Below are 23,397 nucleotides of genomic sequence, written 5' to 3' on the forward strand. Positions count from 1 at the left end.
TGCTTTCCCCCTGGATTTGCGCCTACTCGCGATTGCCGAGGAACTGCAAGAGGAAGGTGAACATGTTGATGAAGTCCAGATACAGGTTCAGCGCACCCATGATCGCCGCCTTGCCCAGCCATTCGGTATCGCCTTGCTGGGCATGGGCAATGTAGGTGTTCTTGATGTTCTGGGTGTCATAGGCCGTCAGGCCCGCGAAGATCAGCACGCCGATCGCCGAGATGGCCAGCTGCACCGTGCCCGAGCCAAGGAAGATGTTGACGATCGACGCCACGATCAGGCCGATCACACCCATCAGCAGGAACGTGCCCCAGCCCGACAGATCCTTCTTGGTCAGATAGCCCCACAGCGAGAGCCCCGCAAAGGCGATTGCCGTGACCAGGAAGGTCTGAATGATCGATACGCCGGTGAAGACCGCGAAGATCCAGCTGAGCGACAGGCCCATCGAGGTGGCAAAGACATAGAAGAACAGCTGTGCCGCAGCTTCGGACAGTCTGTTGATCGCAGCGCCGAACGCAAAGACCAGAACCAGCGGCAGGAACATGATCACCCACCGCAGCGGCGAGGCATAGATCGCATAGCCGAAATCGGTCAGGTACCGGTCACCGCCCAATTGGGCGGCCGCCAGAGAAGGATCGGTCGTGATTGCAAGGCCCGAGATCGCCCACGAAGCGGCCGCCGTGATCAGCATGCCGACCGACATCAGGCCATAGACCTTGTTCATGTAGGCCCGAAGGCCCTCGTCGATTGCCAATCCGCGTGCGCCGACCTGCGCCGTGCGGATCGTGTCATATTCTGCCATCAAAGCCTCCTGCAGCGTTTCCTGTTCGCATTTCTGCGCGGTTGTCCGCGGAAAATATCGGGTGTCGGGCAGCTTCGTTCAAGTCCGGAAGCGCCGATTTCGGCACCTGTCGCCGGTTTTGATCTGCTTCATTCTGCCGGGGCGACCTGTATCACGACCTTGCCTGTCGATTTCCTGCTGCGCAAGAGTTCCAGCGCCTCTTGGGTTCGTTCCAGCGGCATCAGGTTGGAAACATGCGGGCGAATGCCGCCCTCGCGGTACCAGTCCAGAAGCTGGCGCAGGCTTTGGGTCAGGGCTTGCGGGGCAAACCGCAGATATCCGCCCCAATAGAAGCCAAGAACCGAGAGGTTCTTGACCAGCAGAAGATTGGCCGGGATCTGCGGCACCGTCCCGCTGGCGAATCCGATCACCAGGATACGCCCTTCGGGCCGGGTGGCGCGCAACGCCGAGTCGAATTGTGTTCCGCCCACGGGGTCATAGACGACATCGGCCCCGCCGAGCGTCCTGACCGCATCGCGCAGGTCTTCGCTTTCACTGTCGATCAGATGGTCGGCGCCGGCGTCACACGCGACGGAAAGCTTGTCGGCGCCGCGCGCAACGGCGATGACCCGCGCGCCCAGGCGCTTGCCGATCTCGACCGCGGTCAGCCCGACCCCGCCCGCGGCCCCAAGAACCAGCAGTGTTTCGCCTCGTTTGAGCCCGGCGCGGTGCGTCAGCGCCAGGTGGGATGTTCCATAGGCGACCTGGAATGCCGCCGCATCCTCGAAGCTCATTTCGTCTGGAAGGGGCAGGCACCGGTCGGCCGGAAAGCAGCCATATTCGGCCAGCCCGCCACTTGGTGCATGTACCACCACCCGCTGACCCGGCGTCAAGCCGCCGACTCCGGGGCCCAGCTTGTCGATCCAGCCCGCGGGCTCCATGCCCAGTGTCACGGGGGGCTCGGGTCGTTCCTGATACCGCCCTTCGATCATCAGCAGGTCGGCGAAATTCAGTCCGCAGGCAGCGATCCTGATGCGCACCTCGCCCGGGCCCGGCTCTGGCGACGGCACGTCCCGCAATGCCGGGGTTTCACCGAATCGGGTGATCTGGAACGCCTTCATCTTTCCCTCGCGCAATTTTCTTGCGCAGGCTATGCGCAACGAACCCGTTGGTCCAGCGCGTTTTCTTCGCGTCTTGCAAACAGGCCGATGGCGATAAATTGCAAAAAGCAATGCAAAATGAAAAGAGCATGTGGGGCGAGTGCATTTTTTTCACATTCGCCTTGTGCGCGAGGGACGCATTGGGGATGATTTGGCTGCCCCGGGTGAAAGCGGTGCGGGACTTATGGGTTGGTGAAAATGCAATGAAAATTTTTCCCGTTTGGCACGAAGATTGCTTGGACGTGGGGTAGAGAGTGTAGGAGGTTATGATGAAACACCCTGTGGATGTTCATGTTGGCAAGCGCGTCAGGCATCGGCGCTGGATGCTGGGCATGACGCAACAGCAGCTGGCTGAAAAGGTCGGCATCAAGTTCCAGCAGATCCAGAAGTATGAAACAGGCATGAACCGAATCTCGGCTTCGCGTCTGTGGGATATTGCCGAGGCGCTGGAAGTGCCGGTCAGTTTCTTCTTCGAAGGGCTGGAGTCGCGTCATGAAGCGCTGGATGGGATCGACGGCGACATTCTCGCCGACAAGGAGGCACTGATGCTGGTGCGGTCCTATTACGCGATCCCCGAGGCGCAGCGCCGTCGGCTGTTCGATCTGGCCAAGGTCCTGTCGGACGTTGCATGAAGCCTGCGCCTTGACCGGCGCGGCCTGCCGTTCTACCGCGCATCAAGTGCGGACAGCAAACGGGGGGGGCGCCGATGGCGCAATACGATCCGTCAGAAGTCGAGATGCTTGTCGCGACGGCCAATGAACTGGCCGACGCGGCGCGCAAGCAGACCCTGGCGCATTTCCGTTCGGCCACATTGCGGGCCGACAGCAAGCGCGGCGCCGATTTCGACCCCGTGACCCAGGCTGATCGCGCGGCCGAACAGGCCATGCGCGAAATACTGGCGCACCGTCGCCCCAACGATTCGGTCGTGGGAGAGGAGTTCGCGGCAACTCACGGCAGTTCGGGCGTGACCTGGGTTATCGACCCGATTGATGGCACGCGGGCCTATCTGTCCGGCACGCCGACCTGGGGCGTATTGATCGCGGTGTCCGATGCAACCGGACCGCTCCTCGGCGTGATCGACCAACCTTATATCGGTGAACGCTTCGTCGGCGGCTTTGGCCGTGCTTGGGTCGAGGGGCCGATGGGCAGGGCCGATCTTGCCTGCCGGCCGGCACGCCCGCTGGACCAGGCGACCCTGTTCACCACCTTTCCCGAAATCGGCACGCCCGAGGAAGAGGCCGCCTTTGCGCGGTTGAAGTCGCGCGTTCGGCTGACCCGCTACGGGATGGACTGCTACGCCTATGCGCTGGTCGCGGCGGGGCAGATCGATCTGGTCGTCGAGGCCGGGTTGCAGCCATATGACATTCACGCGCCCATCGCGGTGATCGAGGCCGCGGGCGGCGTGGTGACGAACTGGCAGGGTGGGCCGGCACATCAAGGCGGTCAGGTCATCGCCGCCGCAAATCGGGATGTTCATGCCGCGGCGCTCGAGCTTCTGAACGGTTGACCGATCAGTCGCGCCGAACGGGCCGGCCATTTATCCAGACGGCCCGGATTGCCCTGTCGTCGCCCATCATGATCGTCGGGAAAAGCGCCTGCCAGATGTCATCGGCTCGCCGCGCGCGCTGCGCGACTGCCGGGGTGGATTCAAGGTCGATGACCACCAGATCGGCCTCCATTCCCGGGGCGATATTGCCGATACGGTCTGCAACCCGAAGGCTGGCAGCCGAGCCCGCGGTCGCCAGCCACCACAGGACCGATGGATGAATGGCATTTCCGCGCAGCTGTCCGATTTCATAGGCCGCGGCCATCGTGCGCAACATCGAAAAGGAAGATCCTCCGCCCGTGTCGGTGGCAAGGCCGATGCGCAAGCCGCGCGCGGCGAGACGCGACAGATCGAACAGCCCCGATCCGATGAAGGTGTTCGATGTCGGGCAATGAACCACCGCGGCGCCGGTCTCGGCCAGCCGGTCGATCTCGCGTGGCTCCAGGTGGATCGCATGGCCGAACACAGCGCCGGGTCCCAGCAGGCCATGGCGTTCGTATGTATCCAGATAGTCGCGCGCCTCGGGGAACAGGCTGCGCACCCAGGCCACCTCGTCGGTCTGCTCGGACAGATGTGTCTGCATCAGGCAATCGGGTCTTGCGGCCCAAAGCGCGCCCAGCGCCTCGAGCTGTTCGGGCGTCGATGTGGGCGAAAAGCGCGGCGTGATGACATAGGACAGCCGCCCACGCCCGTGCCAGCGCTCGATCAGTGCAAGGCTGTCGTCATGGGCCGACTGTGGCGTATCACGCAGACCTTCTGGCGCATTCCGGTCCATGCAGGTCTTGCCGGCAAAGACGCGCAAGTTGCGGCTTTCGGCCTCGGCCATGAAGGCATCGACGCTTGCGGGGTGGATCGTGCAGTAGGAAGCAACGGTCGTCGTCCCGTTTGCCAAGACAAGATCCAGATACAGCGAGGCGATCCTTCCTGCATGTTCGGGATCGCCGAATCGCATCTCCTCGGGGAAGGTATAGGTGTTCAGCCAGTCGATCAGCCGCTTGCCCCAGCTGGCGATGATGCCGGTCTGGGGGTAATGGACATGGGCATCGACAAAACCGGCCGAGATCACCGCCGCGCCATAATCCGTCACGTGCGCCTGCGGATGCTGGCGCCGCAGATCGTCGGCCTCGCCCACCGCGCGGATCACGCCGTCTTCGATCAGGACCCCGCCCCGCGCGCTGTGCCGCGCTGCGTCTGGCCCCTCGTGCAGGGGATTGCCCCCGAAACGCAGAATCTGTCCAAGAAGAAGTTCCGCCATGATCCATTCACCTGTTGGCCTTTCGGGCTGGACAGTCTAAACCCTGTGCGCATCGGGGGGAATCCGCGCATTATGCGCATTTTCCCTGAAGCAGCTTCCGTTTCGTCGCGCAACTGCAGGGGAGGGTGCCAATGACCGAGCAGCAGGACCTGATCGTCGAGCGTGACGAGGACGAATACGGCATCGATCCGCGCGTCGTTGACGCCATTCTTGATGCCGTCGCCGCGGGCGATGTGGCGCGGCTCGAACAGCTGATGGAGCCGCTGCACGCGGCCGACATTGCCGACCTTCTGGAACAGATCGATTCCGACGACCGCGAGGCTCTGGTCCGTCTGTGGCCCCAGGGGATCGATGGCGATGTCCTGTCCGAACTGGACGAATCGATCCGCGAGGAAGTCGTCGAACTGTTGCCCCAGGACGTGCTGGCCGAGGCTGTTCGCGATCTGGATTCCGACGACGTCGTTGATCTCGTGGAAGATCTCGAAGAGCCACAGCAGGAACGCATCCTGCAGGCGCTGGAAGACTCCGACAGGGTCGCGGTCCAGCAATCGCTGACCTATCCGGAATATTCCGCCGGACGATTGATGCAGCGCGAAGTGGTCGCGCTGCCCGAACACTGGACCGTGGGCGAGGCGATCGACTACCTGCGGTCGGCCAGTGAACTGCCAGATCAGTTCTACCACATCATCCTTGTGGATCCGCGCTGGCATCCGGTGGGGCAGGTCGGACTTGGGCGCCTTCTGGCATCGCCCCGGGCGACGCCGCTGAAGGACATTGCCGAGGAAGACTTCCGCGTCATTCGCGTTTTCGACGAGGAAGCCGACGTTGCGTATCTGTTCAATCAGTATCACCTGATTTCGGCCCCTGTCGTGGATGACAGCGGTCGCCTGGTCGGTGTCATCACGATCGACGACGCGATGACGGTTCTGGACGAGGAAGCCGAAGAGGACATCCTGCGTCTTGCCGGCGTCGGCGAGGAGGGTGGCCTTTCGGGTCGGCTGATCGACACCGTCCGCGACCGTGCCGTCTGGCTGTTCGTCAACCTTTTGACGGCGATCCTGGCGTCCATGGTCATCAATCAGTTCGCCGATACGATCGACCAGCTCGTCGCGCTGGCCGTGCTGATGCCGATCGTGGCTTCGATGGGCGGCAATGCGGGCACACAGACGATGACCGTCGCGGTGCGCGCAATCGCCACGCGCGACCTGACGCCCCGCAACGCGATGCGCATGATCTGGCGCGAGATCACCGTAGGCACCGCGAACGGCATGCTGTTTGGCGTGCTGATGGCGCTGGTCGCGGGCTTCTGGTTCGGTATCCCGATGCTGAGCGTCGTGATCGCGGTCGCCATGTTGTTCACGCTGGTGGCCGCTGCCTGCGGTGGGATCCTGATTCCGCTGCTGCTGGACCGTTTCGGCATCGACCCGGCCCTGGCTTCCGGTCCGTTCGTGACCACCGTGACGGACGTCGTCGGCTTCTTCGCCTTCCTTGGACTTGCATCAAGTGTTCTGCTGTGAGTGATCTTGCCTCGATCAAGGCCGAAGCGCGCGCGGCGGCATTCGCGCGGCGCAGGCAGGCGCATGGCCGGCACGGCCCGAAGGATGCCGCATTGCTGATCGAACTGCTTGCCGATCACGCGGGCGAAGCTCTGGCGGGCTACATGCCGATGCGAACCGAGATCGACTGTCTGCCCGCCATGCGTGTCCATGAGGGCCCCGTGGGGGTGCCCGTCATCGAGTCCCCCGGTACGCCCCTGCGCTTTCGTCGCTGGACCCCGGATGCAGTCATGGTCCCCGGCGCCTTTGGCGCGCTCATCCCCGAAAGTGGCGAATGGATCGAGCCGCGCGTTCTGATCGTGCCGCTCGTCGCCTTTGATCGGCGCGGCTACCGGCTGGGCTATGGCGGAGGATTTTACGATCGCACCTTGGCGCGTCTGCGCGCGCGAGGCCCCGTGACCGCGATCGGGTTTGCCTTCTCGGCGCAGGAAATGCCCGAAGTGCCGATCGAACCCACGGACGAACCCCTGGACCTGATCGTCACCGAACGTGAGATCATCCGCCCGAAAGGATGATCCCGTGCTTGCCCTTTTGCGCCGCGGACACTAGGCAGACGCCATGCGAATTCTGTTTCTTGGAGATGTCGTCGGACGGTCGGGGCGAACGGCAATCGTCGAACGTCTGCCGCAACTGCGCGCGGATTGGGGCCTGGATTTCGTCGTCGTGAATGGCGAGAACGCCACCGCCGGCGCGGGGCTTTCCGCCGCACATGCAAAGCTCTTGCTGGAGGCCGGGGCCGACTGCATCACCCTTGGGGACCATGCCTTCGACAAGAAGGACATGCTGAGCTTTATCGAGACCGAGCCCCGCATCCTGCGCCCGCTGAACTTCGCCCGCACGGCGCCGGGCGCAGGCGCGCGGGTCTTCACCGCGACGCAGGGGCGCAGGGTCCTGGTTGCGCAGGTCCTGGGCCAGGTCTTCATGAAGCGGCCTTTCGACGACCCGTTCTCGGCCATCGACTCGGTTCTGAATACTTATGCTCTGGGCGCCGCCGTGCAGGCGAGCATCGTCGAGATCCATGCCGAGGCGACGAGCGAAAAGATGGGCATGGGGCATTGGTGCGATGGCCGGGCCAGCCTGGTGGTCGGTGCGCATACGCATGTGCCCACCGCGGATGCCCAGATCCTTGGGGGCGGCACTGCGTACCAGACCGATGCCGGTATGTGCGGTGACTATGACTCGGTGATCGGCATGGAAAAGATGGAACCGATGCGCCGCTTCATCACCGGAATGGCCAAGGACCGTTTTTCGCCCGCCGAGGGTGAGGCGACGCTGGCCGGAACCTATGTGGAAACCGACGATCGCACGGGTCTGGCCACGCGCATCAGCATGGTCCGCATCGGCGGCCGTCTGCAGCAATCCGCACCGTGAAGTGTGCCTTGGCAAGACGAACCAGCGGGATGTGGCCTCAGGTCACGGTTTGCCTGTCCGTGGCGGGTCGATAATATCCGTGCGATGACCTGTCGGAGTCTCTGAATGATCGACCTTCCCCTGACGGCCGATGGACGCGCGCTGCTGATGCTTGGCATCGTGGTGGGCATGTTCGTCATGTTCGTGCGTGAACGCCATCCCGTCGATGTGATCGCGATTGCCGGTGCGGCCCTGTGCATCGTTCTGGGGCTTGTGCCCTATGATCGCGCGGTTTCGGTGTTCACCAACCCCGCGCCCTGGACCATCACCGCGATGTTCATGATCATGGGCGCTCTGGTGCGCACGGGCGTTCTGGAATGGCTGACACATACCGCCGAAGCCAGCGCCGATCACAGGCCGACCGTGACGCTGCTTATTCTGTTTACCGTCGTGGCGCTGGCCTCGGCATTCATGAACAACACCCCGGTCGTCGTGGTGATGATTCCGGTCATGGTGTCGATTGCGCGCAAGCTGGGGGTCACGCCGTCCAAGCTGCTGATTCCGCTATCCTATGCCGCGATTCTGGGCGGGACGGTGACGTTGATCGGAACCTCTACGAACCTTCTGGTCGATGGCGTGGCGCGTGCAAACGGGCTCGAGCCTTTCGGCATCTTCGAGATCACGCCCCTGGGTCTGATCCAGGTTCTGGTCGGCATGACCTATATCGCCACGATCGGCCGCCGCATCCTGCCTGATCGCCAGTCGATGGGCCTGATGCTGTCCGACAGGCGCAAGCTGAAGTTCTTTACCGAGGTCGCGGTGCCCGAACACAGCAACCTGATCGGGCAGAAGGTTCTGGACGTCGACCTGTTCAAGCATCCCGGCATTCGCGTCATCGACGTCCTGCGCGGGGATACGTCGCTGCGGCGCAATCTGGCTTCGGTGACGCTGCAGGCTGGCGACCGGATCGTGCTGCGCACCGAGATGGCCGAGCTTCTGGGAATGCAGGAAAATCCCGACCTGCGTCTGGTGGACAAGCTGTCCTCGGTCGAAACCGAAACGGTCGAGGTTCTGATCTCGCCAGGGTGCCGCATGGTCGGCAGGTCGCTGGGCGAGCTGCGCCTGCGCCGGCGTTATGGCGTCTATCCGCTGGCGGTTCACCGACGAAACCAGAACATCGGACGCCAGCTTGACGATATCGTCATCATGGTGGGCGACACGCTTCTGCTGGAAGGCGCCCCCGAAGACATCCAGCGTCTGGCCGTCGACATGGATCTTGTCGATGTGGCGCGCCCGACGGTGAAGGCCTACCGGCGCAAGATGGCACCGATCGCCTTTGGCGTTCTGGCCGGGGTCGTCATCCTGTCCGCGCTGGGCGTGGCACCGATCCTTGCCTTGTCCTTTGTCGGGGTGGCAATCGTCCTGCTGACCCGCTGTGTCGATGCTGACGAGGCTTTCTCGTTCATCGAGGGGAGGCTTCTGGCGCTGATCTTTGCAATGCTGGTCGTCGGCGTAGCGATGGAAGAAACGGGTGCTGCCGCCTTGCTGGTCAGCTGGGTCAGCCCCTTCATGCAGGATTTGCCGCCCCAGCTGGTCGTTCTTGTGCTTTACCTACTGGCGTCGATCCTGACCGAGATCGTGTCGAACAACGCCGTGGGCGTGATCTTCACGCCAATCGCGATACAACTGGGCCACTCGCTGGGTCTTGATCCTCGGGGCCTGGTCGTCGCGGTGATGTTCGCGGCTTCCGCCGCCTTCTCGACGCCGATCGGCTATCAGACCAACATGCTGGTCTACGGGCCGGGCGGGTACCGATTCACCGATTATCTGAAGGCCGGCATTCCGCTCAACCTGATGCTGGCCGTTACCGCGAGCATCATGATCCCGATCATCTGGCCGTTGTGACGTCATGCGTGGGGTCGGTCGTTCGATGGCGGATCCGGTCTGCCATCCGTTGCGGAGGTGCGGACACGGGGCGCCGCGCAGGGTTTCGCGCCGCTGGTAGCCGCTGGTAGATGTCCGTCGGGCTTGCGGCCCGCCCGGCGGCTGTCCTATAGAGGCCCGCGACCAGATAAACCCCGAAACATCGACGGAGCATGTCATGGCGGGCCACTCCAAATGGGCCAACATCCAGCATCGCAAGGGCCGGCAGGACGCCGCGCGGTCCAAGCTGTTTTCGAAACTGTCCAAGGAGATCACCGTCGCGGCCAAGATGGGTGATCCCGACCCCGAAAAGAACCCGCGCCTGCGCCTGGCCGTAAAGGCCGCCCGTGCGGCCTCGATGCCCAAGGACGTGATCGAGCGCGCGATCAAGAAATCCTCGGGCGGAGATTCCGCAGACTATACCGAGATCCGTTATGAAGGCTATGGCCCGGGCGGGATCGCGATCATCGTCGAGGCGATGACTGACAACCTGAACCGCACCGCATCAAACGTGCGTTCTACCTTTACCAAATATGGCGGCAACCTGGGCACGACGGGTTCGGTCAGCTACATGTTCGACCGCGTGGGCGAGATCAAGTATCCGGCCTCGGTGGGTGACCCCGACACCGTCCTGATGGCCGCGATCGAGGCCGGCGCCGACGACGTGGAATCGGATGAAGAGGGACACTGGATCTATTGCGCCGATACCGAGCTTTCGGCCGTATCGGACGCCCTGGAAAAGGTTCTGGGGGAATCCGAGGAATCGAAACTGGTCTGGCGCCCGCAGAACCGCACCCAGGTCGATCTCGAGACGGCGCAGAAGCTGATGAAGCTGATCGAGGCGCTGGAGGACGATGACGACGTTCAGTCCGTCACCGCCAATTTCGACGTCTCGGAAGAAACCGCGGCGCAACTGTAACCGTGCGGCTCAGGCCGGGCGCAATACGCGCCTGGCCCGACGCCGGATCGCATCTGTCAGGGGCGCAAGCGCCTTTGCGGTCAGCCGCCCCACTTGCCAGTACAGCATCACATCCAGCGGTCGGTCCGCCAGCGCAACCAGCGCGCCGGTTGCCAGTTCATGGCGCACCAGCGGTTCAGGGTTCATGCCCCATCCCATGCCAAGTCTGGCAGCCTCGACGAAACCGGTCGAAGACGGAAGGTAATGGCCGGGCAGGGCAAGTCGCCGACCGCAGACCTCCTCGGCCCAGTCGGCTTGCAGGCGGTCTTTCAGGTTGAAGATCAGCGCGGGCGCGCGGCTCAGCGCCTCGGCGGTGGGGCCGTCGGGAAACCAGCGTGCGACGAAGTCCGGACTGGCTGTTGCCAGATAGCGCAGTACGCCCAGCGGATAAGCGTCGCAACCGGCGATCGGGCCGGGATGCGAGGTAACCGCGGCCTGTACCTCGCCGCGCCGCAGCCATTCGGCCGAGTGGTCCTGATCGTCGATCACGATGTCGAACAGCATGCCATCCGTTTCGGCCAATGCAGACAAGACCCAAATGGCGACACTGTCGGCATTGACGGCGATCCGCACGACGGGGCGTTCGGCCTGGCTTGCCAGCCCAAGGTCCTGGGCCAGCGCGCGCTCCAGAAGTCTAAGATCCTCGGCGTGGCGGGCCAGCCGCGCGCCGATCGGCGTGGGGCGGGCAGGCTGTTCCCGAAGAATCAGCGCCGCTCCCACGCGTTCTTCCAGCGCGCGGATGCGCTGCGACACCGCAGATGGCGTGACATTCAGTTCATGGGCCGCGGCCTCGAAGGATCCCACGCGCAGGATCGTCGCCAGGGTTTCCAGGTGAATGGGGTCAAACATGAAGCAGAACTTAACCCGGGTTCATTAAATTAAATAGACTGAATTTCCTGCCGACGCTATCCACGGGCCGGAAATGGAGGACGGACATGTTCGCCGCGGCGGTATCGGGCTTCAAGTTGACAATCGGGTTGATCATGGCGATCGGCGCCCAGAATGCCTTTGTTCTGCGACAGGGGCTGCGGCGCGAGCATGTTCTGCTATGTGTCCTGTTCTGTGCGGCCTCGGATGCGATCCTGATTGCCGCGGGGATCGTCGGGCTGTCGGCCGCGAATGCGGCTTTTCCGTGGTTGGGGGATGCCCTGCGTTGGGGCGGCGTGGCCTTTCTGACGGTCTATGCGTTGCGCGCGCTGTGGTCGGCCTGGCGCGGCCAGCAGGCGTTGACCCCGGCATCGGGGGCCGCGCCGTCCTCGGCCTGGCGCGTCATTGCGATACTTGCGGCAATCACCTGGCTGAACCCGCATGTCTATCTGGACACGGTCGTTCTGATCGGATCGGTTGCCTCGCAATTTCCGGGGCGCGAGCTGGCCTTTGGCATCGGTGCCGCCTGTGGGTCGTTGATCTTCTTTCTCTCTCTGGGCTTTGGCGCGCGTCTGTTGGGGCCGATCTTCGCACGCCCGGCGGCATGGCGTGTTCTTGACCTGGCCGTGGCTGGCATCATGGGGGCGATAGCCTTCGATCTTGCAATGGCCTGAGCCTTGCGCATCACCGCGGGATGCGTTCATCTCGCGGCATGAACGCCGTCATGTCAGCCCGCCCTGTCGTCGGTGTCCTGTGGATGCTGGCCACGGGGCTGTGTTTTGTTGCGGTGACGGGCATCGTGCATCACCTGGGAACCGGTCTTCCGGCGGTGCAGGCGGCCTTCATTCGCTTTCTGTTCGGGATCGTCTTTGTCGCGCCGACCCTGATACCGGTGCTGCGCACGGGCATTCCGGTGGGCACGTGGCGGCTGGCGCTGGGCCGGGGCGCGCTGCACCTGCTGGCGGTCACGTTGTGGTTCCATGCCATGGCCCGCGTGCCCGTGGCCGAGGTCACGGCGATCGGCTACCTGAACCCGATCGTCGTCACGCTGGGCGCGGCGCTGTTTCTGGGCGAACACTTGGCCACGCGGCGGATCCTGGCTATCGCGGTGGCATTGCTGGGGGCGTTGATCGTCCTCAGGCCGGGTTTTCGCGAAATCACTCCGGGTCATCTGGCCCAGCTTGGCGCGGCCACGTCCTTTGGCCTGTCCTATCTTCTGGCCAAGCGGTTGACATCGCTTCTGCCGGCAAGCGTCGTGGTTGGGCTTCTGTCGCTGATCGTCACCGCAGGTCTGGCGCCCTTTGCGCTGGCCGTCTGGGTGCCCCCGACGCCGGAGCAGGTGGCCTGGCTGGGGGTCGTCGCGATCTTTGCGACCATGGGGCACTATACGATGACGCGCGCCTTTGCCGCGGCGCCGATGGCGGTGACGCAGCCCGTGACCTTCCTGCAGCTGATCTGGGCGTCGATCCTTGGCGCGACGATCTTCGACGAAGCGATCGACCCGATGGTCATTCTGGGCGGAGCCATGATCATCGGGGCGATCAGCTACATCACCTGGCGCGAGTCGCGTATCCGGCAGCGTCCCGTCACGCCATCATCGGGCGCGGGCAAGTTCTGACCGCCTATCCGCGCGGGTCCAGAAGACGGCCCAGGACGCTTTCGCGCGTGATCCGTCCCAACGACCGCCCGCCATCGACCACGGCAAGGGCCGGAACCTCGCGCAGACGCGCCATGACCTCGCGGATCGGGGCTGAAGGAGCAATCTCGGGCACCGAAGGTGCGCGCGCGCCGCCGGGCTCCATGACGTCGCTTGCAGTCAGGACGCCCAGGGGATTCATGTGGGCCACAAAGTCGGCCACGTAATCCGATGCCGGATTTGCAATGATTTCGCGTGCGGTTCCGCACTGGACGATGCGTCCGCCCTCCATCAGCGCAATGCGGTTGCCGATCTTGAACGCCTCGTCCAGATCGTGGCTGACAAAGATGATCGTGCGCTGCAGGCGTTCCTGCAACTCCAGCAGTTCGTCCTGCAACCGCGTGCGGATCAACGGGTCGAGCGCCGAGAAGGGTTCGTCCATCAACAGGATGGGAGCATCGGTCGCAAAGGCCCGTGCCAGCCCGACCCGCTGCTGCATGCCGCCCGACAGCTCGCCCACCTTGCGATCGGCCCAGTCGGACAGGCCCACAAGCTCCAGCTGGTGATCGACCTTCTCACGCCGCGCACGCGAGGACAGCCCGGCCAGCTCCAGCCCAAGGCCCACATTCTCGCGCACGCTGCGCCATGGCAGCAGTCCGAACTGCTGGAACACCATGGCCACGCATTCGCGGCGCACACGCAACAGGTCGGCCGGGGTGGCGCCGACCACGTCGCAATCCCAGCCGTCCACATGGATGCGAACCGACCCGCGGCAGACCGGGTTCAGCCCGTTGACCGCGCGCAACAGCGTGGACTTGCCCGAACCGGACAGCCCCATCAGAACCAGAATCTCGCCGGTATTCACGGTCAACGAGCAGTCGTGGACGCCCAGGACCTGGCCGGTGCGTTGCTGGATCTCGCTGCGGTCCAGCCCCTGGTCCATCAGGGGCAGGGCGCGCTCGGGATGGTCGCCAAAGACGATGTTCACCTTGTCGAATTCGACCGCGACGCTCATTTCGCCCCTCCGATCCTCAGCATCCGATCCAGGATGATGGCCACGACGACGATGACGAAGCCGGATTCAAAACCCAGCGCCGTGTTGACCGAGTTCAGCGCCCGCACGACCGGCACGCCCAGGCCATTGGCACCGACCAGGGCGGCGATGACCACCATGGACAGCGACAGCATGATGGTCTGGTTCAGACCGGCCATGATCTGGGGCAGGGCATAGGGCAGCTCGGCCTTCCAAAGGATCTGGCGCCTTGTGCCGCCAAAGGCCGTCACGGCTTCGAGCAGTGGCTGCGGTGTCGACGACACACCCAGATGCGTCAGGCGGATCGGCGCGGGCAGCACGAAAATGACCGTGGCGATCAGGCCCGGCACCATGCCGATGCCGAAGAACACGATGGCCGGGATAAGATAGACGAAGGTTGGCAGCGTCTGCATCAGGTCCAGCACCGGGCGCATCGCCGCATACAGGCGCGGACGATGCGCGGCCGCAATACCGATCGGAACGCCCGCAGCCATGCAGATCACGCATGATGACAGGACCAGCGTCAGGCTTTCGGTCGTCTCTTTCCAATAGCCCTGGTTCAAGATGAACAGGAACCCGGCAAGGACCAGCAGGCAGGCCTTCCAGCTACGTTGCAAGAGCCACGTCAACGCGACAAAGGCGGCGATGACAACGATGGGATGCGGGGTTTGCAGGACCCAAAGGATGCTGTCGATCAGCCATTCCATTGCCGTTGCCATGGCGTCGAAGAAGGGCGCCGCATTGTCCTTCAGCCATTCGAAGGCCTGTTTTGCGGTCTTTCCCACCGGGATCTTGTGGTCAGTCAGCCAGTCCATGCCTCAATCCTGGAGCGCGCCGCCATGCCGGGCGGTGCGTCTTGCTGGGGTTCGTTTTGGGGGGAAGGGAAAGCATTGGCCCCGCGGTCAGACCCGCGGGGCCGGGCGCATCAGTTCAGCGCGGCCTTGACCGCGGCCAAGGCGTCGCCGCCATCCTTGGTCGTGACGCCGTCAAGCCAGGCCTCCAGAACCTCGGGATGGGCCGCCAGCCACGCGCGCGCGGCATCGCGCGGGTCTTCGCCGTCATTCAGGATGGCGCCCATGATCTCGTTTTCCATCTCCAGCGAGAACTTCAGGTTCTGCAGGAACTTGCCGACATTCGGGCATTCGGCGGCAAAGCCCGCGCGGGTATTGGTATAGACCTCGGCGCCGCCGAAATTGGGGCCAAAGACGTCATCGCCGCCCGTCAGGTAGGTCAACTCGAAATTGGCATTCATCGGATGGGGTTCCCAACCCAGGAACACGATCGGCTTGCCGTCGGCATCGGCCTTGGCGACCTGGGCCAGCATGCCCTGTTCGCTGCTTTCGACCAGCTCAAAGCCCTTCAGGCCGAACATGTCGTTTTCGATCATGTCCAGGATCAGGCGGTTGCCGTCATTGCCCGGCTCGATGCCATAGATCTTGCCATCCAGCTCGTCACGGTGCTTGGCGATGTCGGCAAAGTCCGTGATGCCCAGTTCGGCGCCGGCCTTGTTCGTGGCCAACGTGTATTTCGCGCCTTCAAGGTTTTTCGCGATCGTCTCGACCGTACCCGCCTCGCGATAGGGGGCGATATCGGCCTCCATCGTGGGCATCCAGTTGCCCAGGAACACGTCGATGTCCCCCTGGGCCAGACCGGTATAGGTCACCGGTACCGAAAGGACCTTGGTTTCGGTCTCATAGCCCAGAGCCTCGAGGATCGTGGTCGCAACCGCGGTCGTGGCGGTGATATCGGTCCAGCCGACATCCGAGAAGACGACCTTGTCGCAGCCCGCGCCGCTGGCCTGTGTCGCGCCCGCCAGCGTGACCGCGGCCAGAAGGGCCGCCCCTAGTGTCTTGGAGAGTGTCATTCGCATGCTCCCTGCTTTTCTTGATTGATGAGTCAATAAACTTCATGCGGCGGCGTGTTTGCAAGCGGATTCTCCGCCCACCATCCGGTTGGGTGCCGCGCGACAGCCTAATCCACGTTGAAGCAAAGTGAAAGCAACCCGCCTGGCATGACGCGCGTTTTTTCTTGATTGACGGATCAATAAATGATCGGCTAGCAGGCGTCAAACACAAGAGGTTGCCATGCCCAAGGTCGGAGCCGAACCCATAAGAAAGGCCGCGCTGGTGTGGGCCACGATCACCGAGATCGGTCGTGCGGGATCGCTGGACGTCACGGTCGCGCAGATCGCGCGCCGTGCCGGCATGTCGTCGGCACTGGCCCATCACTATTTCGGGTCGAAGGAACAGATATTCCTGGCCGCGATGCGGCATATCCTGACCGTCTATGCGGCCGAGGTGCGTGGTGCGCTTGCCTCGGCCGATGGCCCCCGGGGCCGGGTCGAGGCGATCGTGCGGGCCAGCTTTACCACGACCAACTTCCGGCGCGAGGTCATTGGCGCCTGGCTGAACTTCTATGTCCTTGCCCAGACCCAGCCCGAGGCCGCGCGGCTGCTGTCGATCTATCAGCGCAGGCTGCGGTCGAACCTGGTCCATGACCTGCGCCCGCTCGTTGGCGAACGCGCAGGCCAGGTCGCCGATACGCTGGGGGCGCTGATCGACGGGGTCTATATCCGCCAGGCGCTGAAGAAGCCCGGTGCCCCGGATGGTGCGGGCGCGACCGAACTGATCCTTTCCTGTCTGGAACGCGAACTGGAGGCATCATGAAGGCGCAACCGAAGGCTAGTCACTTCGTCGACGGCGCGTGGCTCGAGGATGAATCGGGCGCGCCGATCGACGTCATCCATCCGGCCACGGGCGAGGTCATCGCCCGGGTGCACGAGGCCACCGAAGCCGTCATCGAGCGCGCGCTTGCATCCGCAGAGCGCGCCCAGCGCGAATGGGCCGCCCTGCGGCCGGTGGAACGCGGCCGGATCCTGCGCCGCGCGGCACAGATCATCCGCGACCGCAACCGCGCGCTGTCCGAACTCGAGACGCTGGATACGGGCAAGCCGATCCAGGAAACGCTGGTGGCCGATGCGACCTCGGGCGCCGATGCGCTGGAATATTTCGGCGGCCTCGCCCCGGCCGTCACGGGCGAGACCGTGCCTCTGGGCGGCGACTTCGTCTATACGATACGCGAACCGCTTGGCGTCTGCGTCGGGATCGGTGCCTGGAACTATCCGACCCAGATCGCCTGCTGGAAGGCCGCGCCCGCGCTGGCCATGGGCAATGCCATGGTCTTCAAGCCCAGCGAGGTGACACCCCTGTCCGCCCTTCAGATTGCCCAGATCTTCGTCGAAGCGGGACTGCCGGCGGGGCTGTTCAACGTGGTGCAGGGGCGTGGTGCCGTGGGATCGACCCTGATCCGTGATCCGCGCGTGGCCAAGGTTTCGCTGACCGGCTCGGTCGAGACTGGGCGCAAGGTCTATTCCGCCGCCGCCGAGGGCATCCGTCACGTGACGATGGAGCTGGGCGGCAAGTCACCCTTGATCGTGTTCGACGATGCCTCGATCGAGGATGCGGTGGGTGGCGCTCTGCTGGGCAATTTCTATTCCACCGGGCAGGTCTGTTCGAACGGCACGCGCGTCTTCGTGCATCGCGCCATCAAGGAGAAATTCCTGACCCGGCTGCGCGAGCGCACCGAGTCGATACGCATCGGCGATCCGCTGGACGATGCCACGCAGATGGGACCGCTGGTTTCAGCCCAGCAGCTGGAGAAGGTCCTGTCCTATATCGAGATCGCGCGGCGCGAAGGCGCACGTCTTGTCACAGGCGGCAACCGTATCCAGCGCCCGGGCTTCTTCATCGAACCCACGATCTTTGCCGACGTGACCGACGGCATGACCATCGCGCGCGAGGAGATCTTTGGCCCCGTCATGGCCGTGCTGGATTTCAAGGACGAGGACGAAGTGATCGCACGCGCCAATGCTACCCAGTTCGGTCTGGCCGCCGGGGTCTTTACCCGCGATCTGGCGCGGGCGCACCGGGTGGTTGCGCGGCTTCGGGCGGGAACGTGCTGGATCAATGCCTATAACCTGACCCCGGTCGAGGCGCCCTTTGGCGGGGTCGGCCTGTCCGGCGTCGGGCGCGAGAATTCGCGCGCCGCGATCGACCATTACAGCCAGATCAAGAGCGTCTATGTCGGCCTTGGTCCGGTCGAGGCGCCTTACTGACCGATCCCTGCAGATCAGGACAACCGGGCCGGCCGTGACCGGCCCCGCATGCGGAGTGGAACGATGGAAGCCGATTATGTCGTCGTCGGCGGCGGGTCCGGCGGCAGCGCTGTCACCTGGCGCCTGGTCGAGGCGGGCAAGAGCGTGATCGTCATCGAATATGGCGGGACCGATGCCGGGCCGTTCATCCAGATGCCCGCCGCCCTGTCCTATCCGATGAACATGCGGCTCTACGACTGGGGCTATCAGAGCGAGCCCGAGCCGAACCTGAACAATCGCCGGCTGGCCTGTCCGCGCGGCAAGGTGATCGGCGGGTCCTCGTCGATCAACGGCATGGTCTTCGTGCGCGGCCACGCGCGCGATTTTGACCACTGGGCGGAAAGCGGCGCCCAGGGGTGGGCCTATGCCGACGTCCTGCCCTATTTCAAGCGCATGGAGACATGGCATGGCGGCAACGGCCAGCCGAGCCCATGGCGCGGAACGGACGGCCCCCTGCACGTCTCTCGTGGGCCGCGCAGGAACCCGCTGTTCCATGCCTTCGTCGAAGCCGGGCGCCAGGCCGGCTACGAGGTGACCGAAGACTACAATGGTGAAAAGCAGGAAGGCTTCGGCCCGATGGAGGCCACGATCTGGAAGGGCCGGCGCTGGTCGGCCGCCACGGCCTATCTGAAGCCCGCGCTGAAACGCCCCAACTGCACGCTGGTGCGCGGCCTTGCCCGCCGGGTGGTCATCGAGAACGGCCGCGCTACGGGTGTCGAGATCGAGCGCGGCGGAAAGGTGCAGACCATCCGCGCCCGCGCCGAGGTGATCCTTGCCGCGTCGTCGATCAACACGCCAAAGCTTCTGATGCTGTCCGGCATCGGACCGGCGGCGCATCTGGCCGAACACGGGATCGGCGTGGTGGCCGATCGTCCCGGCGTGGGGGCGAACCTGCAGGATCACCTGGAAATCTACATGCAATATGCCAGCCGGCAGCCGATCACGCTGTATCGCTACTGGAACCTGTGGGGCAAGGCGATCATCGGGGCCCAGTGGCTGTTCACGCGGACGGGTCTTGGCGCCTCGAACCAGTTCGAAAGCTGCGGCTTCATCCGGTCGGACAAGGGCGTGGAATATCCCGATATCCAGTATCATTTCCTGCCGCTGGCGGTGCGCTATGACGGCAAGGCCGCGGCCGAGGGGCATGGCTTCCAGGCCCATGTCGGGCCGATGCGCTCGAAGTCGCGCGGCTCGGTCACGCTGCGCTCATCCGACCCGCGCGAGGCGCCCGTGATCCGCTTCAACTACATGTCCCACCCCGACGATTGGGACGAGTTCCGCAAATGCGTGCGCCTGACGCGCGAGATCTTTGCCCAGCCCGCCTTCGAACCCTATGTCGATCACGAGATCCAACCGGGCGCGAAGGTCCAGACGGATGACGAGATCGACGCCTTCATCCGCGAACATGCCGAAAGCGCCTATCATCCCTGTGGGACGGCGAAGATGGGGCGGCGCGACGATCCGATGGCGGTCGTCGATCCCGAATGCCGCGTGATCGGGGTCGAGGGGCTGCGCGTGGCCGACAGTTCGATCTTTCCGCGCATCACGAACGGCAACCTGAACGCGCCGTCGATCATGGTGGGCGAGAAGGCCGCCGATCACATCCTGGGGCGCACGCCTCTGCCGCGCGAAAATCTGCAGCCCTGGATCAATCCGCGCTGGCGCGAGTCGCAACGCTGAAACCGGCCGGCGGGGTCACTCGACCAGCCGCGCCGGGATCAGGCCGCGCAGGGAATTGCCGACGAACAGCCTTGCCCCACGAAGCTCATGCGGGCGGATCACGCCCTCGCGCGCGGCGCGGCTGGCCAGAAGTTCGCCCCGCAGGATTCCCGGCAGACAGCCGCAGGACAGCGGCGGCGTGATCAGGCCCTGACCCGGATCGACAAAGACATTCGTGATCGTTCCTTCGGCGACTTCGTCGCGGGTGTTGAGGAAGATCAGTTCGTCCACGCCGTCCGGCAGATTGGCGCGCGCACGGTCATAAAGTTCGCGCGCGGTGGTCTTGTGCTGCAGCGCCGGGTCGTCGGGGTTCAGTCGCTCGGACGCGATGGCGACACGCCATTCGGTGGGGGCCGGGGGCAGGGGGGCGGTGATCAGCTGCACATCGCCCGCCCGCCCGATCGTCAGCCTGACACGCAGGGCGCGGTCGCCCGATATGTCGGACAGGGCCTCATCGATAGCCGCGCGGTTCCATGCGAAACCCAGGATCGCTGCCGATGCCCGGGCGCGGCCCAGATGCGCCTCGAGCCTGCGAAACCCGTGCCCGTCCCAGGCAAGGGTTTCGATCAATCGCGTGTCAGGTCGGCAAAGCGCGCTTTCCACAATGCTTCCTCGTATTCACCTTCGGGCGTGGAATCCGCGACGATCCCGCCGCCTACGCCAAATTCGGCCCGCCCGTCATCGTAAAGCTCGATCGTGCGGATCGCCACGTTGAAGCGCGCCGCGCCATCCGGTGCCATCCAGCCGATCGCGCCGCAATAGGCATCGCGGGGGCCGTCCTCCAGCTCACGGATGATTTCCATGGCGCGAATCTTGGGCGCCCCGGTGATCGAGCCACAGGGAAAGAGCGCGCGGAAGATCTCGGAGCCGCGCACGCCGTCGCGCAGACGCCCCGTCACGCGCGAAATCATCTGATGGACCGTCGCATAGGTCTCGACGCGGTAGAGATCGGGCACCCGAACCGAACCCAAGCGGCAGATCCGAGAGATGTCGTTGCGAAGAAGATCAACGATCATAAGGTTTTCCGCCCTGTTCTTCACACTTTGCGCCAGGCCGTCGCGCAGGGCGGAATCACGCTTGGGATCGGGGTGGCGCGGGGCCGTGCCCTTCATCGGGCGGGTTTCGATATGGCCATCCGCGGTCGTTGCAAAGAACAGTTCGGGTGATCGGGACAGGATCCGGGGCATGCCGGGCAGATCGACCAAGGCCCCGTGCCGGACCGGCTGGCGTACGGCGAGCGCTGCGTAGAGACCCCGGGCGCTGCCCCGGTACTGCGCCTGCATCCGCATCGTCAGGTTCGCCTGGTAGATGTCGCCGGCCGCGATGTAGTCCAGAATCCTGCAAATGGCCGTGGCATGGCGGCGGGCATCCCAGCCGGGCGTGATGTTCGCCAGCGTCGCCAGCCCGGCTTCGTCCCCAGCGGCGCGCAGGAACTCATTCGCCGGGCGGGGGCCGCCGAAGACACCCAGAGCCAGCAGCGGCACCCGGCGGCCTTCGGGCATCAGCGGCATCAGCCGCGCCTCCAGCGCATAGCCAAGCTCGTAGCTTGCCAGCCCCGCAACCCATTTCCCGCGCGCGAGAGCCGCGTCCAGCCGCGCAAGCGCCGCGGGCACCTCCGCCGCCGCATCGGCGCGGATGATCTCTTCGGCGTCGTCGAACAGGACCGGCGCGCCGGACGGGCCGTCTTCGATCAGGATCATGGCATCCCGCAGTGTTGAGAATCGCGCGCGAACTTGGGCGTTCGCGGGCGCAAAGGCAAGCACGCCGGCGCCATGTTGCGGCCCGTTCGCGGCGTTGCCCGCCGGCAGATGCCCCCGGGAACTAGAGCTCCTTAGCCCGGGCGCGCAGTTCGAATTTCTGCACCTTGCCGGTGGCCGTCTTAGGCAGTTCGCAGAAGACCACACGCTTTGGTGTCTTGAAGCCCGCCAGTCGCGCACGGGCAAAGGCGATCAGCTCTGCCTCGGTCGCGTCGTGCCCTTCCTTCAGTTCGACGAAGGCGCAGGGAACCTCGCCCCATTTCTCGTCGGGCTTGGCCACGACCGAACACAGAAGGACGGCGGGATGATGCATCAGCACGCCCTCGACCTCGACCGAGGAGACGTTCTCGCCGCCCGAAATGATGATGTCCTTCGCGCGGTCGGTGATCTTGATATAGCCGTCGGGGTGCTGAAACGCGATGTCGCCCGAGCGGAACCACCCGCCGCGAAAAGCCTCTTCGGTGGCTTTCGGGTTGCGGTAATAGCCCTTCATCACGGCGTTGCCGCGAATGGCGATCTCGCCCAGCGTCTGGCCGTCGCGCGGAACAGGCCGGTCATGGGCATCAAGGACGGTGATCTCCTCCATGAAGGGCATGGCGACGCCCGTGCGCGCCTTGATCGCAGCGCGTTCCTCCTGGGGCAGGTCGTCCCATTCCGGGCGCCACAGGCATTCCGTCACATGGCCGAAGGTTTCGGTCAGGCCATAGACCTGCGTGACGTTGAAGCCCAGCGGCTCGATCGCGGCCAGCGTTGCGGCAGCCGGCGGGGCGCCTGCCGTAAAGACCTGGACGACATGGTCGAAGGGGCGGCGCTCTTCGGGCCTGGCATTGATGATCATGTTCAGAACGATCGGCGCGCCGCCGAAATGCGTGACCCCGTGATCGGCAATGGCATCATAGATGTTGCGCGCATTCACCTCGCGGCAGCAGACCAGCGTGCCACCGACCACCGGCAGCATCCATGTGTGGCACCAGCCGTTGCAATGGAACAGCGGCACGATCGCCAGATAGACCGGGCGGATGCCCACGGCCCATGAGACCGCTGTTCCCATCGCAAGGAGATACGCTCCGCGGTGATGATACACGACTCCCTTGGGCCGTCCGGTCGTGCCCGAAGTGTAGTTCAGCGACAGGCTTTCCCATTCGTCCTGGGGCATGATCCAGCGAAAGCCCGGATTGCCGCTGGCCAGGAAGTCTTCGTACGCGATGTGCTCACCCGTGGCCTGCAGGCCGGCCTGCGGATCGGCAACTTCGACGATACGTGGCGCTGGACCATCCATCATGTCGATCGCCTGCATTGCAAGCGGCAGCAAGGCGGTATCGCAAAGCAGGACCTTCGCGCCGCCGTGGTCAAGGATGTATCCCACGGTATCGGGATCAAGGCGCGTGTTGATCGTGTTCAGAACGGCCCCTGCCGCGGGCACGCCGAAATGCGCTTCGGCCTGGGCGGGGACGTTGGGTAACAGGGTGGCGACGACATCGCCCGGTTGCACCCCCGCCGCGGCCAGCGCCGAGGCCAGCCGCGTGACCCGTTGGTGATACTCGGCATAACTGCGCTGGACATCGCGATAGATCACGGCCACATGGTCGGCAAAGACATCGGCCGCACGATGCAGAAACGACAGAGGTGTCAAAGCGACATGGTTTGCCGCGTTTTTTGCAAGACCGGTTTCGTCGGCCATCCAGCCCATGGTTCTCCTCCCC

22 protein-coding genes are annotated in these 23,397 nt (G+C 64.4%); 12 read left to right on the plus strand and 10 right to left on the minus strand.

Going from position 1 to position 23,397, the window contains the following annotated elements; genetic code table 11:
* Positions 1-22: 22 nt before the first annotated feature.
* Positions 23-802 (minus strand): Bax inhibitor-1/YccA family protein, encoded by a 780-nt coding sequence (locus tag LV82_RS10555; protein WP_104071485.1) that lies wholly within the window; start codon positions 800-802, stop codon positions 23-25.
* Positions 803-930: 128 nt separating this feature from the next.
* On the minus strand, positions 931-1,902 hold the full coding sequence (locus LV82_RS10560) for an NADPH:quinone oxidoreductase family protein (RefSeq protein WP_104071487.1): 972 nt from the start codon (positions 1,900-1,902) through the stop codon (positions 931-933).
* Positions 1,903-2,210: 308 nt separating this feature from the next.
* Between LV82_RS10560 and LV82_RS10570 the strand changes: the two genes are divergently transcribed.
* Together LV82_RS10570 and hisN are read left to right on the plus strand one after the other, a co-directional pair.
* Positions 2,211-2,573: a helix-turn-helix domain-containing protein gene (locus LV82_RS10570; protein WP_104071678.1), complete on the plus strand. Its 363-nt coding sequence runs from the start codon at positions 2,211-2,213 to the stop codon at positions 2,571-2,573.
* 74 nt (positions 2,574-2,647) lie between these two features.
* Positions 2,648-3,448: a histidinol-phosphatase gene (hisN, locus tag LV82_RS10575; protein ID WP_104071491.1), complete on the plus strand. Its 801-nt coding sequence runs from the start codon at positions 2,648-2,650 to the stop codon at positions 3,446-3,448.
* 4 nt (positions 3,449-3,452) lie between these two features.
* On the opposite strand, the gene guaD is transcribed toward hisN, so the two are convergent.
* Positions 3,453-4,742 (minus strand): guanine deaminase, encoded by a 1,290-nt coding sequence (guaD, locus tag LV82_RS10580; RefSeq protein ID WP_104071493.1) that lies wholly within the window; start codon positions 4,740-4,742, stop codon positions 3,453-3,455.
* 131 nt (positions 4,743-4,873) lie between these two features.
* On the opposite strand from guaD, the gene mgtE reads away from it, so the two are divergent.
* The 5 genes from mgtE to LV82_RS10605 all read left to right on the plus strand — a co-directional run bounded on the left by mgtE (position 4,874) and on the right by LV82_RS10605 (position 10,490).
* Complete coding sequence (mgtE, locus tag LV82_RS10585) at positions 4,874-6,259, plus strand: magnesium transporter (protein WP_104071494.1); 1,386 nt, start codon at positions 4,874-4,876, stop codon at positions 6,257-6,259.
* A complete protein-coding gene (locus tag LV82_RS10590; protein WP_104071496.1) occupies positions 6,256-6,813 on the plus strand; it encodes a 5-formyltetrahydrofolate cyclo-ligase in 558 nt (185 codons plus the stop codon). Before mgtE ends, LV82_RS10590 begins: the two co-directional genes overlap by 4 nt.
* Before the next feature lie 43 nt (positions 6,814-6,856).
* Complete coding sequence (locus tag LV82_RS10595; RefSeq protein WP_104071498.1) at positions 6,857-7,669, plus strand: TIGR00282 family metallophosphoesterase; 813 nt, start codon at positions 6,857-6,859, stop codon at positions 7,667-7,669.
* Between the two features lie 105 nt (positions 7,670-7,774).
* Positions 7,775-9,553, plus strand: coding sequence for an SLC13 family permease (locus tag LV82_RS10600; RefSeq protein WP_104071500.1), 1,779 nt, complete (start codon positions 7,775-7,777; stop codon positions 9,551-9,553).
* Between the two features lie 196 nt (positions 9,554-9,749).
* A complete protein-coding gene (locus LV82_RS10605; protein ID WP_104071502.1) occupies positions 9,750-10,490 on the plus strand; it encodes a YebC/PmpR family DNA-binding transcriptional regulator in 741 nt (246 codons plus the stop codon).
* 9 nt (positions 10,491-10,499) lie between these two features.
* Here the strand turns inward: LV82_RS10605 and LV82_RS10610 are convergent, their stop codons facing one another.
* Entirely contained in the window at positions 10,500-11,378 is an 879-nt protein-coding gene (locus LV82_RS10610) for a LysR family transcriptional regulator ArgP (protein ID WP_104071503.1), read from the minus strand.
* A gap of 86 nt (positions 11,379-11,464) precedes the next feature.
* Between LV82_RS10610 and LV82_RS10615 the strand changes: the two genes are divergently transcribed.
* On the plus strand, positions 11,465-12,070 hold the full coding sequence (locus LV82_RS10615) for a LysE/ArgO family amino acid transporter (protein ID WP_104071505.1): 606 nt from the start codon (positions 11,465-11,467) through the stop codon (positions 12,068-12,070).
* Between the two features lie 50 nt (positions 12,071-12,120).
* Positions 12,121-13,014: a DMT family transporter gene (locus tag LV82_RS10620; RefSeq protein WP_104071680.1), complete on the plus strand. Its 894-nt coding sequence runs from the start codon at positions 12,121-12,123 to the stop codon at positions 13,012-13,014.
* A 4-nt stretch (positions 13,015-13,018) separates the two neighbouring features.
* Here the strand turns inward: LV82_RS10620 and choV are convergent, their stop codons facing one another.
* From choV to LV82_RS10635, 3 genes are all read right to left on the minus strand, one after another.
* Entirely contained in the window at positions 13,019-14,047 is a 1,029-nt protein-coding gene (gene choV / locus LV82_RS10625; protein ID WP_104071506.1) for a choline ABC transporter ATP-binding protein, read from the minus strand.
* On the minus strand, positions 14,044-14,880 hold the full coding sequence (gene choW / locus LV82_RS10630; protein WP_104071508.1) for a choline ABC transporter permease subunit: 837 nt from the start codon (positions 14,878-14,880) through the stop codon (positions 14,044-14,046). Before choW ends, choV begins: the two co-directional genes overlap by 4 nt.
* 110 nt (positions 14,881-14,990) lie before the next feature.
* Entirely contained in the window at positions 14,991-15,929 is a 939-nt protein-coding gene (locus tag LV82_RS10635) for a choline ABC transporter substrate-binding protein (RefSeq protein WP_104071510.1), read from the minus strand.
* 220 nt (positions 15,930-16,149) lie between these two features.
* On the opposite strand from LV82_RS10635, the gene betI reads away from it, so the two are divergent.
* The 3 genes from betI to betA all read left to right on the plus strand — a co-directional run bounded on the left by betI (position 16,150) and on the right by betA (position 19,898).
* A complete protein-coding gene (gene betI, locus LV82_RS10640) occupies positions 16,150-16,731 on the plus strand; it encodes a choline-binding transcriptional repressor BetI (protein ID WP_104071512.1) in 582 nt (193 codons plus the stop codon).
* The gene (gene betB / locus LV82_RS10645; protein ID WP_104071514.1) at positions 16,728-18,179 is read left to right on the plus strand and encodes a betaine-aldehyde dehydrogenase; all 1,452 of its coding nucleotides are present in this window, start codon (positions 16,728-16,730) and stop codon (positions 18,177-18,179) included. The genes betI and betB overlap by 4 nt, the downstream gene beginning before the upstream one ends.
* 63 nt (positions 18,180-18,242) lie before the next feature.
* Positions 18,243-19,898, plus strand: a complete 1,656-nt coding sequence (betA, locus tag LV82_RS10650) for a choline dehydrogenase (RefSeq protein ID WP_104071516.1) — start codon at positions 18,243-18,245, stop codon at positions 19,896-19,898.
* Between the two features lie 15 nt (positions 19,899-19,913).
* Here betA and LV82_RS10655 read toward each other — a convergent pair whose 3' ends face one another.
* The 3 genes from LV82_RS10655 to LV82_RS10665 all read right to left on the minus strand — a co-directional run bounded on the left by LV82_RS10655 (position 19,914) and on the right by LV82_RS10665 (position 23,384).
* Complete coding sequence (locus LV82_RS10655; protein WP_245873143.1) at positions 19,914-20,507, minus strand: aminotransferase class IV family protein; 594 nt, start codon at positions 20,505-20,507, stop codon at positions 19,914-19,916.
* Positions 20,504-21,637, minus strand: a complete 1,134-nt coding sequence (locus LV82_RS10660) for an aminodeoxychorismate synthase component I (RefSeq protein WP_104071520.1) — start codon at positions 21,635-21,637, stop codon at positions 20,504-20,506. Before LV82_RS10660 ends, LV82_RS10655 begins: the two co-directional genes overlap by 4 nt.
* A 121-nt stretch (positions 21,638-21,758) precedes the next feature.
* Positions 21,759-23,384 (minus strand): AMP-binding protein, encoded by a 1,626-nt coding sequence (locus LV82_RS10665; protein WP_104071522.1) that lies wholly within the window; start codon positions 23,382-23,384, stop codon positions 21,759-21,761.
* Positions 23,385-23,397: the final 13 nt, after the last annotated feature.

The organism is Albidovulum inexpectatum (assembly GCF_002927635.1).
Lineage (GTDB): Bacteria > Pseudomonadota > Alphaproteobacteria > Rhodobacterales > Rhodobacteraceae > Albidovulum > Albidovulum inexpectatum.